Raw genomic sequence first — 16,576 nt, 5'->3', positions numbered from 1 at the left:
ATGCTTTTGAGTCGTGTAGCAGAATCCCTTTATTGGATCAATCGTTATTTAGAACGTGCAGAGAACATATCTCGTTTCGTGGAAGTTAGTGAAGCAATGTCATTAGATTGTCCACCAGGGAGTGCAGAACCTTGGCTCCCATTAATTGATGCTTCAAGTGATAGAGAATCTTTTGATAAAAGATTCCCAGAGAAAAAACCTGATGACGTTATTAATTTTTTAATAAGAGATCGTTTAAACCCAAACAGTATAATTTCTTGCATTCAAATGGCAAGAGAAAATGCACGACAAATCAGAGATGTCATGACCACCGAAATGTGGGAACAGATTAATATTTTATATTGGAATATGCAAGAAGGAGAGGCAATATGGAATAAACCAAGACAAGAACAATTAAGTGAAATAAGAAGGGAATGTCAGCTTTTTTATGGAATTACAGATGCAACTCTAAGCAAAGATCTTGCATGGAGATTCAGCATTCTTGGAAGATTAATCGAAAGAGCTGACAAAACATCGAGAATTTTAGATGTTAAATATTATTTACTCTTACCCAGCTTAGATGAACTTGGCGGAGTTCTTGATGAGCTGCAATGGATTGCTCTTTTACGTTCAGCTGGTGCCTATCAAATGTTTAGGAAAGCTGTACAAAATTCTATAAAGCCTAATTCAGTTGCAAAATTTCTTTTACTTGATCCAATTTTTCCCAGATCAGTAAGATACTGTCTTGATGGGATAAGTAATACACTTAAAACGATAGATACCTCTCCATCTACTGAAAATCCTTCAGAATTAGAGTGCATGAGAGGTTTGCTTCAAGCAAAGTGGAGTTATATCAGAATTGAAGATATAATCAATCATGGTTTACATGAAGCAATCGATTCATTGCAAATGGATTTGAATAAACTAAATGTTCTCATTCAAGAAAAATATTTTATTAATTAAATGGTTTATTAATGAGAATTAAATACATTCACAAACTTGAATATAAATACGCAGAACCTGTTCAATTGGGAGAACACAGATTATGTATAAAGCCAAGGTCAAATGGATTTCAAAAGCTAAAGAATTTTGAATTAAAAATAACCCCAGAACCAGAAATTATTTATCCCCTTCTTGCAGCTAGCGGAGAAGAGATTAATAGAATCAGATTTAATGGATTAACAGATAATTTAATTATTGAATCAATTAGCGAAGTTGAAACTATTAAAAATCCAAACATTATTGACGGGGTTAAAAATAGAGATTTAACATTACCTTTTTGTAGAAGTATTATTAACAGAGATTTACAAGGCGCACTAGAGGGGTGGATGCCAAATGGACAACACGATCCCTCTGCAGTGGAACTTGCTCAAGAAGCTTTAGCAGGAAGCATTAATAACGCATTATCATTTACCTACCAGCTAATAGAGATCATTCAAGATCGGGTTAAATATACTAAAAGACACACGGGTCCAGCATGGCCTGCTAGCAGAACACTAAGAGAGCGCATAGGTTCATGTAGAGATTTAGCGATGCTGATGGTTGAAGCTTGTAGGTCTATTGGTATCCCAAGTAGGTTTGTAAGTGGTTATCATTTTGAAGATCCGTTGCCCGCCGAGTTAGATTTACATGCTTGGGCCGAATTATATATTCCAGGTGCTGGTTGGAGAGGTTTTGATCCAAGCGGAAAAGGATTAATAGACGAAAGATATTTAACATTGGTATCATCTTCCAAATCTAATTTGACCTCTGTAATTACTGGGAACTTTATAGGAAAAAATAATTTAGAAAATACTTTATCCTGGGAAATCAAACCTATTGAGATTAAATAAAAGTTAAATCTTTAATCTTTTAAAACCAAAAAAAATAAATGAAAATATTTTTTCTTTTTTAGTGTTAATTGATACGTTCTTAGAGAAATATATCTGTTTTCATTTGTTTAATCTTTGAAGAAAATTGAACTCAAGTTTAGAAATCCCAGTTATCAAATCAAACAAATCAAAAATGTTTGAATTGATAAGTTATGAAAAATTTCGCGATACAAAAGATGTCAGATTTTTTGATATTAGTGTTAATGAATCAAATTACAGAGATCTAGTTATTCACAGTGGTCCTGCGGTTAGCCCTCCAAATGAAGAAGAATTTAATAATTGGCAATTTTACATACATCACAATCAAGAAGATAATCTATTAGCTATCTCTGGGGGTAGAACATTTTTCCTTGTTAATTTTGGTTGGGATTATCCTTTTTATAAAGTTAGATTAGAGTCTTGTGGATATATTTTAAGAATACCTAGAGGAACTTTTCATAGATCAGTATCTGACGGAAACGGTTCCATAGTTTTAAATCAAGCCATTAGAGATGAGGGCGGTACAGTTGAATCTGAATTCAAAGTTACGAATAGCAAAGATAACAAAAAACTTCTTGATTGTATAACCAATCTAGAACCTAGATTTAAAATTTACAGTGTTAAATAATCTTAAAAAGGAGTCCCAAATTTACACATCAATTTAAAAAATTATCTAATTGTTATAAAATAATAATATTGAAATTTTTGGGTATGAAATTTTTTAGTTTTTTAAAATATTTTTTATGTATAACTTTTTCTTTCTTAGTTTTATCCTCTCCAGTTTTTGCTGGGGCAAATGTAGCTGTTAAGGGCGAGGGAGATGAAGTTCCAAGTTATGTTAGAGCTAATATTACAGGATTTGATTTTCATGGAGAGGATCTTCATTTGTCTTCTATAGCTGGAGCTGTTGCACGAGACGCAGATTTTAGTGATGTTGATTTACATGGAACTACCCTAACCCTTTCGGATTTAAAAGGTTCTAATTTAAATGGAATCGACCTGACCGATACTCTTTCTGATCGAGTTAATTTCCAAAAAACAGATCTTAGAAATGCTGTTTTAATAAATATGATCGCATCAGGCAGCAGTTTTGCAGGAGCTCAAATAGAAGGAGCAGATTTTTCTTACGCTATTCTTGACAGCGAAGACCAAAGAAATCTTTGTGAAATTGCGGATGGTATAAATCCAACAACAGGCGTTTCAACTAGAGAAAGTCTTGAGTGTAGTTAGCACTAAAATTATAAGTAAACTTTCTTACCATTATTAAATTTATAAATCCTTTGTTCTTCATCTTGAAATATCATCTCACCATTTAATTTGGATTTCTTATATTTTGAAAGTCTTGCTCTGTGTATATTGGATTTTCTATTTATATTTTCTTCGTTATCATAAATTCCAATATAAATATTTATATTAGGATTTGAAAAGGTTTTTTCTTCCTCTCTTAAAAAAATTCTCTCAATATTTGTTTGCGTGCTCTGCAGTTTATTTTTAAATTTGTCTAATTTTAAGTTCTTTGGATGTTTGGATTTTATTTTTTTGTAGACCAAAAAAATAACTCCAAAAATTAGAAAAACTAAAAATATATTCATTACCTATTTAATTTTTATTTTAATATCTACGCCTAAGTTACTTTTAGTAGTTAATATTTCTTTTTTTAAGATTCCATAAGTAAAGATTCTAGATAAAGTTTTTAAAGATTTAAAAACTAAAAAGACAGTAAATAAGAAGAAAAGAATAAGGTTCTCTACAAGAATATTTTTATTTTTATTTTTATTTTCTAAGTTGCTCATAAAAGTATTAGTTCAATTATCTTTCATCATTATTTGCATATGGGCCGAAAAATTCACTAGCGTCTCTTCCCATTACTTTAGCAAGATTTAAACTTTTATCTATATCCCATTTAGATGCCATCCCATAAAGAATACCAGCAGCAAAAGAATCGCCACATCCATAAGAATCAACCTTTAATTTTTTATTTTTAAGAGCCTCATATCTTCCTCCTGGAAATATTATGCCTCCCTTCTCTCCCTCGGTTTTAAAAGTATATTTGGGTTTTAAAGATAAATCAGAAAAAGAAAAAGCTTCCCCTGGATCAAGATTACTGCCTATTAATCCATCTAAAAGGATATTTGATTTATTAATTGTATTTAAACCCACCCTTGGTGTTGTACACAGTATTGAAGCTGATCTAGCTATTTTAAAAATCTCTGAATCAGATGCGGTAATAAAAATTCCGTCCATTTTTTTTAAAATGTTCCATTCTAAATTGTCTTTATGAGTTGGTGCTAACCTTTCTCCAATAACTGTTATTGCTCTTTCACCTTGAGAATCAATCAAACTAAAACCTCTTCTAGTTGGCTTGTCACGCCAAGCGACATGCAAATTTATTCCCATATTTGAAAGAATCTTGAAACAGTTTTCTCCATAATCATCATTACCTAATGACGTAAAAAAATGAATTTGGTTTAAAGTTAAATCAGAAAGTATTTTTGCGATAATGGAGCCACCACCAGCTGGATACTCAAGAGATTTTTCAGAATGAGAAATAACGCCTGGTTTTGGTAATTGATCGACCTTTAAGAAATTTATCCACTCAACATGACCAACAACAGCAAAATTTAAATTTCCTTTTTTGAATTTATAGTCTTCAACTTTATTATTCTTTTCAACAAACATAAGATTTTAAATACTATTATTAAAAGAAATATTTCTGACAAGTGAATTCATTTAACATTTTAAAAGATAATAAACAGATACTATCTTATCTTTACCTTTTTCTATCAATTTTGGGTGCTGTCCTTCCAATGATGGCAAATTTCGAATTTGCTAGGGAATATGGAAACAGCTTTGATATAAATAACTTCATTTCTTTAGCGAATGCAAACCCCGCAGCTCAGTCAATTTCTAGAGACTTATTAGTAGGTGCAAGCGCTATTTTTATATGGATAGTAAATGAATCAAAAAAACTAAACATGAAGAATATGTGGGTTGTATACATTGGAACTTTTCTTATAGCATTCGCATTCTCTGCACCTTTTTTCTTATTTTTAAGAGAGAGAAGAATTATTGAATTAGAAAAGATTAATTAAAATAATCTCTTAAATAGGATTACAAAAATTATAAAGCAAGCAAATGAAATGGATAGCCAGATTACTGAAGCATAACCAAATAGATCTAATATACGTCCCGAGATAAATGGTCCAAAAAAATAACCCATAGCGAAACATTGTGATAATAGAGCAAGTGCAAAACCTTTTTTGTTTGAAGGAGCTATTCTGAAGACGATATCTGTTGATGTTGGAAGAAATGAAGCAGTTCCTAAACTTACTAATATCAATGAAAAAGAAATTAAATAAAAAGCTGGGATATTTAAATAACTAGAAATAAATAATAAAAATGAAGCGAAAGAGAAATTTATCAAACTAAATTTTAGCCCAAATAATCTCCCTTTTTTTGATATCCAAGATCCAATAGGCCATTGTAAAAACAACAATAAAATTAACTGTATAGAAATTATAAGACTAATAATTTCTTTGCTTAATGCATTACGATATACTCCACCCTTAACAAGATCCAGAGGCAAAGTTACTTGGATCAGAGCTAAAGAGGTAGTAATCAATAAAATAGATAAAATTATTATTGTTGAATTTTTATTCCATTTCAATTGTTCCTGATTAATTGGATCTACTAATTTTTTTTGGGAATTTTCTAAGTTTCTTTTAATAGAAGAACTATTTTTAGATATTAAATATGTGATAGCTAACATGCAAAATATATCATTAATAAAAATTGATTTAGAATACAAAAAATTTGTCATATAACCCCCTAATAATACCCCTAGAAATATTCCTAAAGCCTCCGAACTTCTCACAAGAGCGTAAGCTTTGCGTGTTTCGATAGGATGACAAAAATAGGGTACCCCAAACTCGGCAGCAGGCCAATATATTCCTGCAGCAGCTCCAACAAGTGATTGACCAATTATGTACAAAAAAGTATCTCTTGAAAAAATGAGGCATAAGCTAGCGGCAATACTTAGTATTGAAGATGTAATTATTGGAAATTGTATTTTCTCTGTTTTATTAAGATAATTACCTGTAAAGAGTCTTGTTACAGTTCCAATTATTGCTGAAATGGTAAACCCTAAGCCAATATCTGTTGCCGATAATCCTAGGTTATTAAAAATAAGTGATGTTAAATAAATAACACCTCCTGCTCCAAATGCAGCGAAAAATCTTATCTTAGTTATTAACCTCAAATGATATGGAAATTGAATCCACCAATTTTTGCTAATTTGTAAACTATTTGGACTAATCACTAGTGAAATACATTTTTATAATTTTTTTTAGTTTTTGTGGTTTATTTTTTAATAATGGTTTAAAGGCTGCTGAAAAGATAAATATTAAGTTTGAAGAGATGGAAATCCCTCTTACTATAGAACAATTATCAAAATTAGAAAAATACAAAGATGATTCAACAGAATTACTAGATTGGTTAAAAAAAAATGGATTTATAAGAATTTTTGAATTATCAAAATTTTTAGAATATCCAGTTTTCAAAGAAGAGGGATTAAATAGAGAAATATTAAGGAGTTGGATAGGACGTAAAATTCTTACAGAATTAAGCAAAAGCATAAAAGTTCCTAATGATAATAATGGAACAGAAATATATAACACTATAGAAAATTTATTAGATCAAAAAAAAGAAGTTTCAACTTTAGAAATCATAAAGGCATTACCATCAGAAGAAATTTCACTTGATATTGATAATTTAATTTTAATAATTTCATCTTGGAAAAATGAATTATCAATGCAACAAGAACTTTTATCCAAATTAAATAAACTTGAAAGAACGAACCAAAATGTCTTCAAAAATACTGAAAAAAAATCAACTCAAGATCTTATAAAAATTGAAAAAAAAATTTATGCTTCTCACCGAGTGAAACCTTTTGAAATTGAAATATGGAAAAGCAATAAAACAAATGAAGATAAAGAACTGGTAATTTTTATGCCAGGACTTGGAGGCGAAATTAGTAATTTCAAATGGATAGGAAACGAATTAGCTAAAAGAGGTTGGCCAATATTATTCATAGATCATAGAGGAAGTAATTTGGAGTCATTTATAGAAGTACTCGAAGGTAAGGAAACAATACCAGGAAGTGCAGACTTTTTCTTATATAGAATTAAAGATTTAGATGCCGTATTAAAAGCTCATGAAAATGGAGAATTTGGTTTACCTAATGATTCTTATATTTTAATGGGGCATTCTCTTGGTGCTTTAATTGCACTTTTATATGAAGGCAATAAACCCACTGATGAATTAAATGACAAATGTGATTCGGCATTAAAAGACTTTGCAGTAACTAATTTATCTAAATTACTTCAATGTCAGTTGAGCGAAATACCATTCCCTAAGAAAAATACCTCTAATAAAGCCAGTGCTATTATAGGTTTTAATTCATTTGGTAGTTTAGTATGGCCAAAAGAAAATAGTACAGGAATTAAAACACCAACTCTTCTAATAGGTGGTACGTATGACCTTATTACACCATTAATGAATGAACAATTTAAAGTTTTTTCTGCTTTAAATAATCCATCAAATAGATTTCTAATTATTGAAGGAGCAAGTCATTTCTCTCCAATTAGAATTAATAAAAGCTATGAAGAAAATAATGACGTCTTCAAAATAAATAAATCTTTTATTGGCTCAGAGCCAATATTAGTACAAGATTTATCTACGAAATTTATAGTTGAATTTTTAAAAAATATTAAAGACCAAAAGATCCCTATAGTAATTAAAAATCAGAGAGATTTGGGACTTGATTTCCATATTTTAGATCCTGATACCATAAAAGAATTTTCAAAAAATTAGTAATCTATTCTTGGATCTAAGTATGCGATTAAAATATCCACAAAGAGATTTAAAGAAACTATCAACAAAGAGGTAAAAATTATAATGCCTTGAACCAAAGTATAGTCTCTCTGAGAAATTGCTTCGTGTAATCTTAAAGCAATACCTGGCCACGAAAAAGTTACTTCAAACAATAGAGCACCTCCTGCTAATGAAGCCATAGTTAAGCCAGAAATAGTGACAATTGGCAAAAGCGCATTAGGCAATGCATGGTTAAAAAAGATTTTTTTCCTAGATATTCCTCTTGTTATAGCTGCATTTACATAATCACTTTTTAATGTCTTATCCAAATTTACTCTTAATGAGCGGCTGAATATTCCACTTAAAAGAAAACCAAGTGTAATAGAGGGAAGTGCGAGATGATGAAGAGTACCTTTCAAAGCATTAATATTATTTGAAAGAATACTATCTAAAACCAGAAAACCTGTAATTTGTGGTTGTTGCTGAAATATTGGAAATCTACCTCCAATTGGGGAAATATTAAAAAATACAGAAAATAATAATTGCGCTAACATTGCACCCCAAAAAGGAGGGATCGCATATGTGGCAATTCCTAAAATTCTGGCAATATAATCAGTCTTTTTACCTCTATTTCTCAAGCCAATTAATCCCAATGGGAATCCTATTAATGTGGCACTTAATAATGAAAAGAATCCAAGCTCAAGGCTTGCAGGCAATGACTTAAGAATAATATTTAGGACTGGCTCTTGGGTACTGAGAGATTGGCCAAAATCAAAGTGCAATATATTTTTAATATATGAAAAATATTGACTTATTAAAGGTTCATTTAGCCCTAATTTATTTCTTAGAAATTCCCTTGAAACCTCATCGGCACCAGATCCAAGAATTGCATCGACAGGATCGCCAGGGGCAACTCTCAACAAAATAAATACTAATGAAGAAATTATCCATAACATTATTGGTATTAATGAAATTTTTAATAAGGAATAATTTAGTAGTTTATTTAAATTTCTACTCATCTATTATCTTAAGATCACTCAATGAAATTATTCCTGCCCCATTAAAAATAGGTTTTGAAATTTTGTTTCGTGACCATGCTTTTTGAGAGGAAATCCAAATGGGAATATAAGGGATCGAATTTGCTGCTATTTTTTCAATTTCAACAAGTTTATCTAATCTTTCAATTCCACTTATTTTTTCACTCTCAAGAAATAAACTTTCCACTTTTTTAGATCCCCAAAAACTGCCGCTGTAAACTGATTCACCTTTTTTACATATGCTATCAACTATTTCATTACAACTTAAAAGAGGTGTTAGATAGGCCTCAGGATCTGAATAAGCACCAGTCCAATCGAGAATAACTGCCGTATAAATTCCTAAACTTAGATTCTTGTAAATTGTTGTAGATTCTACCCCATTGAGTTCTATATCAATACAATCTTCCAAAGAACTTTTAATTTCTTCCTGCCATGTCAGGGCAATAAGCTTGTCAGCTGGTACATTCGATCTATAAGTAAGAGGTATTTTCAGAATATTTCCATTACAGTAATTTTCTTTTTGCAATAACCTTCTCGCTTCTAAATAATCATATTTAGGCCACACTTCTTGATTATCTTTTTTCAATATCGGAGGAATAATTGATCTAGATGGCTGCCTTAATCCATAACTTACTTTCTCACTAATTAATTTTCTATTAAGACTTTTTGCCAAAGCCAGTCTTAAATTAAGATTGCTTAAGGGAAAAGAACTGGTTTTGAGGCTTATAAAACTTAATTCAGTGAAAGGACTATTCCCTTCTTTAAACTGTTTATTTTTACTTAAAGTATTAAGACTTTTTCTCTGACTATCATCAATTGAATTTGATAAGAGCACGTCAATTTGTTTACTTTTTAAAGCCCCAAAAAGAGAAGATGAATTTGAGTATCCCACAAATTTAATGCCCTTATTTAATGGCTTGTTACCCCAATAATTCAGATTTGGATCAATTGCTTGTACTTCATTGGAAAAACTAGTCAGTACATACTTGCCAGTACCAACGAATTTTTCATTTAGAAATTTATCAGAATATTCTTTATAAAAAGAAGGAGATATTGGAGTTAAATTTACTGATGTAAGTAAACCATTTAAAGAACTTGATGGTTTATTCAAATTTATTATGAGTGAATATTCACTTGGAGTTTCTATTGATTTAATCTTATTTCCTAAGATATAATTCATTGTTCCAATTCTTTTGAATCTATCAAAAGTAAACTTCATTGCATTTGAGTTAAATGAAGTTCCATCATGAAAAAAAACATTTTTTCTTAAATTGATAATTATTTGAAGTTTATCCTTTGAAATAATTGGCATCCCTGATGCCAATTCAGGTATTAATTCACCATTAGAGTTTAATTCATATAATGTGTCTCCCAGAGAACTGATTAATTGAATTGCTTTAAGAGTATTAGCTCTAGCTGGGTCTAAAGATTCAATTTTTCCGGAACTTGCTACTATGATTTTTTTTGGAATTCTTTTTGAGCCGCAAGAAGTCTGTAAAAAAGAAATTAAAATAATAAATATTGACAAAACAAATTTTTTTTTCATATTTCTTTATAACTTAATTATTCTGAAAAATTATTTGAACAAAAAATTTGTAAGGTTATTTGACTTATATCTAAAGCAAATGTTTTTTTAGAATTACAGGCAAAAGGCCACTCTCTCACCCAACAAACTTTTTTACCTATATTTATACCAATTACTTGAAAAGTCTTATTACTATTTTTAATTTTTACACAAGCACCTTTGTAAAGGTTTTCAAAACAAATTAAATTATTTTTTTCATTTTTGTTGTCTAATAGTTTTGAATGAATCATGAAGGTGCTAAAACCAAACACTTACTTTCTTCGGTTTAACAAGCTATAAAGAAATTTGCAAACTATTTTTTTAAATACAACTTAATTGACTTGCAATAATTTTAACTTCATTTAGCGAATTTATTTCATCTTTCGATTTCTCAAAATCTCCATTATTTACCTCATGAGTAATAACGACAATTTCAGCTTTGTCCTCAGTTGCATCTAGTTGCACGATTGATTCGATAGATACATTATTCTTTCCAAAAATATCTCCAATCTTTCCTATTACACCAGGACTATCAAGACAAATAATCCTAAGGTAATTTTTTTTATTTATTTGTGAAGATTCTATGATATGACAGTCTCTCCAGAAATCAAAAGATAGTAGTGGATCAATTAAATTATTTTTTACTGAAGCAGCATGCAGATTTAATATATCTGAAACTACTGATGCAGCAGTTGGGCCACTCCCTGCACCTGGACCATACAACATGATCTCTCCAAGTGGATCAGCCTCTATCAATAAAGCATTGTTAACTCCCTTAACTGTTGCCAATGGATGGGATTTTGGAATCAAGGAAGGGCCTACCCAAATATTCAAAGCAAGTGAATCATTACTATTTATTTGTCTCCTTTCGGAGAGCGCTAAAAGTTTTATTTCAAATCCTAATTTGTTGGCATATTCGATATCCTTGAGATTAATTTTACTAATGCCCTCAGAATGTATCTCTTCTCTTTTGATTTTCCCTCCAAATGCAAGTTCACTAAGAATTGAAATCTTATCAGCAGCATCATGACCCTCAACATCTGCAGTTGGATCAAATTCTGCAAAACCAAGGCTTTGGGCCAATTTTAAGGTCTCCTTATAATCAGCCTTTTCATTTGTCATCTTTGAAAGAATAAAATTAGTTGTGCCATTTATTATCCCAACCATTTTTTTTATGCTGTTACTTTTTAATGATCTTTTTAAAGGTTCAATTATGGGAATTCCTCCGCAAACTGCCGCCTCTGACAATATATAAACTCCTTCTTTAGATGCAGTTTTGTATATTTCTTCTCCATATCTTGCAATGACTGCTTTATTTGCTGTAACAACAGATTTACCTAATTTTAATGATTTCAGAATAATATCTTTCGCTAAATCAACCCCACCCATTACTTCAACAATTACATCTATAGAGGGGTCATCAATTAATTTAAATGGGTCATCAGTTAATAAATTATCATCTAGTACTATATCCCTTTTTTTATTAAGATCTTTAACTGCTATTTTTGCAATTTCTATTTCTTTTAGAATTGGATGTGAGTCAAATTCAGAACTTAATATTTTATAAATCCCTGAACCTACAGTTCCAAAACCCACAATCCCAATTTTGCATTTTCTCATTTTTTATTTCTTTTAACTTTGAGTTTAATTTTATATTATTAGACCTACAAAAAATCATTTGCTTGCGACTGCATTTTCAATAATATGTTTAAAAAACCATTTGAACGTGAAGGTGTTAAGCTTGCTTTCAAACCAGTTTCTTCAATAAATTTCTTATCTATTTTAACAACCTCATTTGGTGTTAATTCATTTAACCCAGTAATTAAAAATGCTAACAAACCCTTGGTTATTAAGGCATCAGAATATCCTTCCCAAAATAATCTACCGCTTTTAATATTTGCCTTAACAAAAACTTCTGAAACACATCCCTTAACTTTATTTTCTTCAATAAGGATTTCACTACCTGGCTCTTTCAATTTTTTGCCTAACCACAAAATGTATTCATATTTTCTTTTTGGATCTTCTGATTTCTGCAACTTCTCGACTAATTTTGATAAATTATTGTATTTTCTCTGATTTTCCATTTTTTATAACTATGAATTAATCGCCTTATGGGTCTTCTATTATACAAATATTTCTTTTTCTGTGATAAAGCCCGATAAAGGAACATCCCACTCAGCTTTGGTTAATGAAATCGTGCTTACACAATTAGAAGTTAATACTCCAATGCATGGAACACTTCTCCAATCATTATCTCTCCTTAATTTATCAAAATAACCTCCCCCATAACCTAATCTTGTTAAATTTTTATCAACGGAAAGGCATGGTACTAGTATCATGCTTATCTGCAAATGACTTAATGGGGAAGAGTTATTTGGACTTAGTATCCCCTCAGAATCTTTGGTAAGAGGATTTTCATCCCATGGGTAAAATAATAACTCTTTTTTATCCTTACATCTAGGCAAAGCTAGAGTAAAATTTTCTTTGAGACTTCTTATATCTACTTCCTTTTTTAAAGGCCAATATATTGCCAAGTAACCAATATTTTTATCTTCCTTCACAATTGAATCAACATATTTTTTTACATTCTTTTCTACATTTTCCCTTTGATTAATGGAACTCTTATCTCTAAGTTTTCTAAATAAATCCCTCTCTAATTTCTTTTTCTCAGAAATAGTCATATTGAATTTTCAGTTAAAGCCTTCTTCATTTAGTTTTGTGAGTGCTATGGCCAATGCATCTGCAGAATCATCAGGTTTTGGGGCTTTTTTAAGTTCTAAGGCATTCATCACACCATCTAAAACTTCTCCTTTAGATGCCTTTCCAGACCCGGCAATTGTTAACTTTATCTGAGCAGGGGAATATTCACTAATACTAATTTTTTTTGAAGCCAAGACCATCATAATCACGCCCCTAGCTTGCACCACACTAATAGTAGTACTTGATCTATAAAAGAAAAATTTTTCTACAGCAGCTAAATTGGGATTCCAATGATTAATTAATTCATTAAGATCTTTGAATATCTCATAGAGTCTATCTTCTTCTTTATTTTCTTTAGCTGTCTCAATAACGCCACAATCTAATAATGTTTTTTTTTCATTTTCTATTTCAATAACTCCATAACCAACTCTTGCTAATCCAGGATCAATTCCAATTATTCTCACTGTAATTAAGCTTCTGCAGACAATTGAAACTTTGAAAGATTTTCTTTTTCATCTAAATCAAAAACTTTACAAAAAGCTTGAATAACTCTTTCACCTGAATCTACTTGTTCTAAAGGATCTTTTCTTAGCCTATGTCTCAAAGAACAAGAAATAACCCTTGCTATATCATCTTCTTGAACTTCAGTTCTGCCCTCAAATGCTGCAATTGCCCTTGCAGATCGATTTGTAACAATATCACCACGTAAACCATCAACATCTAGTTCTCCGCAGATTGCAGAGATATTCAATCTTAGGTCATCGTCCATTTGGACAGAATTTAAAATTTCTTGTGCTTTAATAACCTTTTGTTGAAGTTCATCCTGTTGTTTTTCAACACTCAAAGAAAACTCATCAGGGTTATCGTCAAAAGAAGTTCTTTGATCAACTACTTGAACTCTTAATTCAGCATCTCTAACTGTCTTAACCTCAACGCTCATTCCGAATCTATCCAATAGTTGAGGCCTTAATTCACCTTCTTCTGGATTGCCTGAACCAATAAGGACAAACCTCGCAGGGTGTCGAACTGAAACCCCCTCCCTTTCAACTGTATTCCATCCGGAAGCAGCCGAATCTAAAAGTACATCAACTAAATGATCATCAAGCAAATTCACTTCATCAACGTATAGTAAACCCCTATTAGCTTTGGCCAACAATCCAGGTTCGAATGCCTTAACACCTTCACTCAAGGCCTTCTCAATATCAATAGTTCCACAAAGCCTGTCTTCAGTAGCTCCTAAAGGCAAGTCAACCATAGGTACTTGTTTTTGAATACTCTCTAGATTTTCTCCTTGAGTAATTTTTTCCAAAACTTCTTTACTTTGTAAATCAGGATCGACTAGAGAACTATTATATGGATCATCTTTAACAACATCGATAGCAGGCAACAAATCAGCTAAGGCTCTGATTGTAGTGGACTTTCCAGTCCCTCTATCACCCATTATCATCACTCCTCCAATTCTTGGATCAATAACATTTAACAAGAGGGCCAATTTCATTTCTTCTTGACCAATTACTGCTGTAAAAGGAAAAACTCTTCTTTTCTTTGTTGTAGGCACAGTTTTAGTTTTCTTAAATATTCAAATAATCAATAGATGCTACTTCAGAAAATGTTTTTAGTAAATATCCCTATCAAATATATATCAAGTAAGTAGTAACTAATCAACTTTATACTTACTTATTTTTTTTTTGAATTGTTCAGAAACCAGTTCATTTGATGGACAATTCCTCTTAAAACATTTATTTCGTGCATTGATGTATTTGCCCTTAAAATAAAATTTTTAAATTTACTAATTTTTGCCTTAGAAGTATGTTTTAAGAGATATCCAATTCTCAAAAGCATTTCCTCAATCTCCACAAATGTATCATGTACTTCTTTGGATGATGCTAAGTTAAAAACTTTTAATTCAATTTTTGAATTCTTTTTAGAAGACTTATTTAATTCATACAAAGCTATTGAAACAGCGTGAGAAAGATTTAATGAAGGATTATTCTGAGAAGTTGGGATACTAAAAGTTTTATTTGCCAGAAGCAATTCACTGTTGGTTAAACCTCTATCTTCTCTTCCAAATATAATTGCTAAATTATTTATTTTTTTAAAGGATAAAGTCCAATCAAATATATCTTCAGAGGATCCAAAAAATGAACCTTTATTTAAATCAATCCTTCCACAAGATGCTAGAACTAAATCACAATCAGAAATAGCTTTTTGAAGATCATCAAAAATCTTACAATGTTCAAGAAATTTTTGACCTTTAAGGGCCATTTTTTTTGCTTCTAGGGAAAATATATCGCATCTCGGAGAAACAATTCTTAATTCATCAACTTCAAAATTACTGCATAATCTAGCAACGCTCCCTACATTTAAAGGGCCATTTGGTTCAACTAATATGACCTTTAAATTAGAAAAACTTTTCTCCAAAATCACTCTAGACTATGTAAATATTTTAATAAATTAGACATATTTACAGGGTCAATTTCAAAACTTGGCATTGGAGGAGTGAGGCCACCCGTAACTTGTTTTATTATCTCTTTATCATTTAAACGTTTAGTTATTGAATGCAAGTCTGGGCCAACTAATCCTCTTGCTGTAATTCCATGACACCCTACACAATTCATCTTAAAAAGAGCATCTCCATCATTAGCAGATCCATTAAGCTCAAGAGTTTCAGTAATATATTTGTTTTTTTCATGATGATTTAAAAAAAATATCAAAAAACCTATTAATGAAACTACAAAAACAATAAAAAACTTTTTCAAAAATTCTGTTTTAAAGTCTTTTTCTACTGCAGATGATGAAGATGTTGACACAAAAAATAGTCTCTATGTAACAATTGTGAATAATAAATTCAAAAAAAGCAAAAAAAATGATTGAGCCTCTTCTATGTGGAATTGTTTTGGGTTTAGTACCCATAACTCTTCTTGGATTATTCGTGAGTGCATGGAATCAATATAGAAGAGGCTCAGGGATGTTGGATATTGATTAAAAATGTTAATCTTGACTGTCCATAGTCTCTTTCATCAATAGTTTCCCATAAAGTACTTTTCTTTATAAATAAATTTGGAGAATGTTCACAAATAACTATTGAAGTTTTTTTTAAGAAATTACAATTAAATATCTGATTTAAAACTAATTCATGGAAATTGAAATCATATGGAGGGTCTAAATAAATAAAATCAAATTTTATTTTGTTTAATTCCATAATTTTAGATGATAGGTTTCTCTCGTAGTTTGGTTTTGTCCAGTTCAATACGTCTTTACAAATAACATCAATATCATTTTTTCTATCTTCTACATCTTTTAAGGAAAGAAGATTTTTTAAACAAATTTTTGAGTTGTTTTTATCTTTTTCAATTGCAATTATTTTTCGTGCCCCATGATTATAAGCTTCACAAGATATGGCCCCTGTACCACTAAATAAATCTAACCAGTTGCTATTTTCAACCTTATTTCTCAATATATTAAATATTGCCTCTCTAACTCTTAAAGTGGTAGGCCTCGTATACCTGTTATTTGGACCTTGGAGTTTTTTACCACCTATTAATCTTAAGTTTGTCTTCATCCGAAAATTTTTA

The 16,576-nt window shown here is 30.6% G+C and carries 22 protein-coding genes; 7 read left to right on the top strand and 15 right to left on the bottom strand.

The genetic code is table 11. From position 1 onward, the window contains the following. The 4 genes from JJ842_09280 to JJ842_09265 all read left to right on the top strand — a co-directional run bounded on the left by JJ842_09280 (position 1) and on the right by JJ842_09265 (position 3,059). The gene (locus JJ842_09280) at positions 1–942 is read left to right on the top strand and encodes an alpha-E domain-containing protein (GenBank protein MBO6972103.1); all 942 of its coding nucleotides are present in this window, start codon (positions 1–3) and stop codon (positions 940–942) included. An 11-nt stretch (positions 943–953) separates the two neighbouring features. Further along, complete coding sequence (locus JJ842_09275) at positions 954–1,811, top strand: transglutaminase family protein (GenBank protein ID MBO6972102.1); 858 nt, start codon at positions 954–956, stop codon at positions 1,809–1,811. Between the two features lie 172 nt (positions 1,812–1,983). Beyond that, a complete protein-coding gene (locus tag JJ842_09270; protein MBO6972101.1) occupies positions 1,984–2,457 on the top strand; it encodes an HNH endonuclease in 474 nt (157 codons plus the stop codon). An 83-nt stretch (positions 2,458–2,540) separates the two neighbouring features. Continuing rightward, positions 2,541–3,059 (top strand): pentapeptide repeat-containing protein, encoded by a 519-nt coding sequence (locus JJ842_09265; GenBank protein MBO6972100.1) that lies wholly within the window; start codon positions 2,541–2,543, stop codon positions 3,057–3,059. 8 nt (positions 3,060–3,067) lie between these two features. Here the strand turns inward: JJ842_09265 and JJ842_09260 are convergent, their stop codons facing one another. The 3 genes from JJ842_09260 to JJ842_09250 are packed head-to-tail and all read right to left on the bottom strand — an operon-like array spanning position 3,068 to position 4,508. Beyond that, positions 3,068–3,421 carry a hypothetical protein gene (locus JJ842_09260; GenBank protein ID MBO6972099.1) on the bottom strand — a complete coding sequence of 118 codons (354 nt, stop codon included), beginning with the start codon at positions 3,419–3,421 and terminating at the stop codon, positions 3,068–3,070. Positions 3,422–3,424: 3 nt separating this feature from the next. Next, the gene (locus JJ842_09255) at positions 3,425–3,622 is read right to left on the bottom strand and encodes a hypothetical protein (GenBank protein ID MBO6972098.1); all 198 of its coding nucleotides are present in this window, start codon (positions 3,620–3,622) and stop codon (positions 3,425–3,427) included. Between the two features lie 16 nt (positions 3,623–3,638). Then, positions 3,639–4,508 (bottom strand): ribokinase, encoded by an 870-nt coding sequence (locus tag JJ842_09250; GenBank protein ID MBO6972097.1) that lies wholly within the window; start codon positions 4,506–4,508, stop codon positions 3,639–3,641. Between the two features lie 41 nt (positions 4,509–4,549). Here JJ842_09250 and JJ842_09245 point away from each other — a divergent pair, with 41 nt between their 5' ends. Continuing rightward, a complete protein-coding gene (locus JJ842_09245) occupies positions 4,550–4,921 on the top strand; it encodes a DUF2834 domain-containing protein (GenBank protein ID MBO6972096.1) in 372 nt (123 codons plus the stop codon). Here JJ842_09245 and JJ842_09240 read toward each other — a convergent pair. Further along, a complete protein-coding gene (locus JJ842_09240; GenBank protein MBO6972095.1) occupies positions 4,918–6,147 on the bottom strand; it encodes an MFS transporter in 1,230 nt (409 codons plus the stop codon). The genes JJ842_09245 and JJ842_09240 overlap by 4 nt on opposite strands. A 2-nt stretch (positions 6,148–6,149) precedes the next feature. On the opposite strand from JJ842_09240, the gene JJ842_09235 reads away from it, so the two are divergent. Then, complete coding sequence (locus JJ842_09235; protein ID MBO6972094.1) at positions 6,150–7,700, top strand: alpha/beta hydrolase; 1,551 nt, start codon at positions 6,150–6,152, stop codon at positions 7,698–7,700. Here JJ842_09235 and JJ842_09230 read toward each other — a convergent pair. The 10 genes from JJ842_09230 to JJ842_09185 form a co-directional block, all read right to left on the bottom strand. Next, the gene (locus JJ842_09230; protein ID MBO6972093.1) at positions 7,697–8,719 is read right to left on the bottom strand and encodes an ABC transporter permease; all 1,023 of its coding nucleotides are present in this window, start codon (positions 8,717–8,719) and stop codon (positions 7,697–7,699) included. The genes JJ842_09235 and JJ842_09230 overlap by 4 nt on opposite strands. After that, the gene (locus tag JJ842_09225; protein MBO6972092.1) at positions 8,712–10,283 is read right to left on the bottom strand and encodes an ABC transporter substrate-binding protein; all 1,572 of its coding nucleotides are present in this window, start codon (positions 10,281–10,283) and stop codon (positions 8,712–8,714) included. The genes JJ842_09230 and JJ842_09225 overlap by 8 nt, the downstream gene beginning before the upstream one ends. 17 nt (positions 10,284–10,300) lie before the next feature. Next, a complete protein-coding gene (locus JJ842_09220; GenBank protein ID MBO6972091.1) occupies positions 10,301–10,552 on the bottom strand; it encodes a hypothetical protein in 252 nt (83 codons plus the stop codon). Between the two features lie 70 nt (positions 10,553–10,622). Next, entirely contained in the window at positions 10,623–11,921 is a 1,299-nt protein-coding gene (locus tag JJ842_09215; GenBank protein MBO6972090.1) for a homoserine dehydrogenase, read from the bottom strand. 44 nt (positions 11,922–11,965) lie between these two features. Continuing rightward, positions 11,966–12,385, bottom strand: coding sequence for a SufE family protein (locus JJ842_09210; GenBank protein ID MBO6972089.1), 420 nt, complete (start codon positions 12,383–12,385; stop codon positions 11,966–11,968). A gap of 39 nt (positions 12,386–12,424) precedes the next feature. Further along, the gene (locus tag JJ842_09205; GenBank protein MBO6972088.1) at positions 12,425–12,982 is read right to left on the bottom strand and encodes a 5-formyltetrahydrofolate cyclo-ligase; all 558 of its coding nucleotides are present in this window, start codon (positions 12,980–12,982) and stop codon (positions 12,425–12,427) included. 9 nt (positions 12,983–12,991) lie between these two features. Next, a complete protein-coding gene (gene ruvC / locus JJ842_09200; protein MBO6972087.1) occupies positions 12,992–13,465 on the bottom strand; it encodes a crossover junction endodeoxyribonuclease RuvC in 474 nt (157 codons plus the stop codon). Positions 13,466–13,470: 5 nt separating this feature from the next. Continuing rightward, complete coding sequence (gene bchI / locus JJ842_09195) at positions 13,471–14,559, bottom strand: magnesium chelatase ATPase subunit I (protein MBO6972086.1); 1,089 nt, start codon at positions 14,557–14,559, stop codon at positions 13,471–13,473. A gap of 119 nt (positions 14,560–14,678) precedes the next feature. Then, complete coding sequence (locus JJ842_09190; GenBank protein ID MBO6972085.1) at positions 14,679–15,428, bottom strand: TrmJ/YjtD family RNA methyltransferase; 750 nt, start codon at positions 15,426–15,428, stop codon at positions 14,679–14,681. Then, positions 15,425–15,811, bottom strand: a complete 387-nt coding sequence (locus JJ842_09185) for a cytochrome c (GenBank protein ID MBO6972084.1) — start codon at positions 15,809–15,811, stop codon at positions 15,425–15,427. Before JJ842_09185 ends, JJ842_09190 begins: the two co-directional genes overlap by 4 nt. Positions 15,812–15,867: 56 nt before the next feature. On the opposite strand from JJ842_09185, the gene petG reads away from it, so the two are divergent. Then, positions 15,868–15,987 carry a cytochrome b6-f complex subunit PetG gene (gene petG / locus JJ842_09180; protein MBO6972083.1) on the top strand — a complete coding sequence of 40 codons (120 nt, stop codon included), beginning with the start codon at positions 15,868–15,870 and terminating at the stop codon, positions 15,985–15,987. Here petG and rsmD read toward each other — a convergent pair. Continuing rightward, positions 15,964–16,563 (bottom strand): 16S rRNA (guanine(966)-N(2))-methyltransferase RsmD, encoded by a 600-nt coding sequence (gene rsmD, locus JJ842_09175; GenBank protein MBO6972082.1) that lies wholly within the window; start codon positions 16,561–16,563, stop codon positions 15,964–15,966. The genes petG and rsmD overlap by 24 nt on opposite strands. Positions 16,564–16,576: the final 13 nt, after the last annotated feature.

Origin of the sequence: Prochlorococcus marinus CUG1433 (assembly GCA_017644425.1) — a bacterium.
Taxonomy (GTDB): Bacteria; Cyanobacteriota; Cyanobacteriia; order PCC-6307; family Cyanobiaceae; genus Prochlorococcus_A; species Prochlorococcus_A marinus_U.
This window is presented reverse-complemented; position numbering and strand designations above follow the sequence as displayed.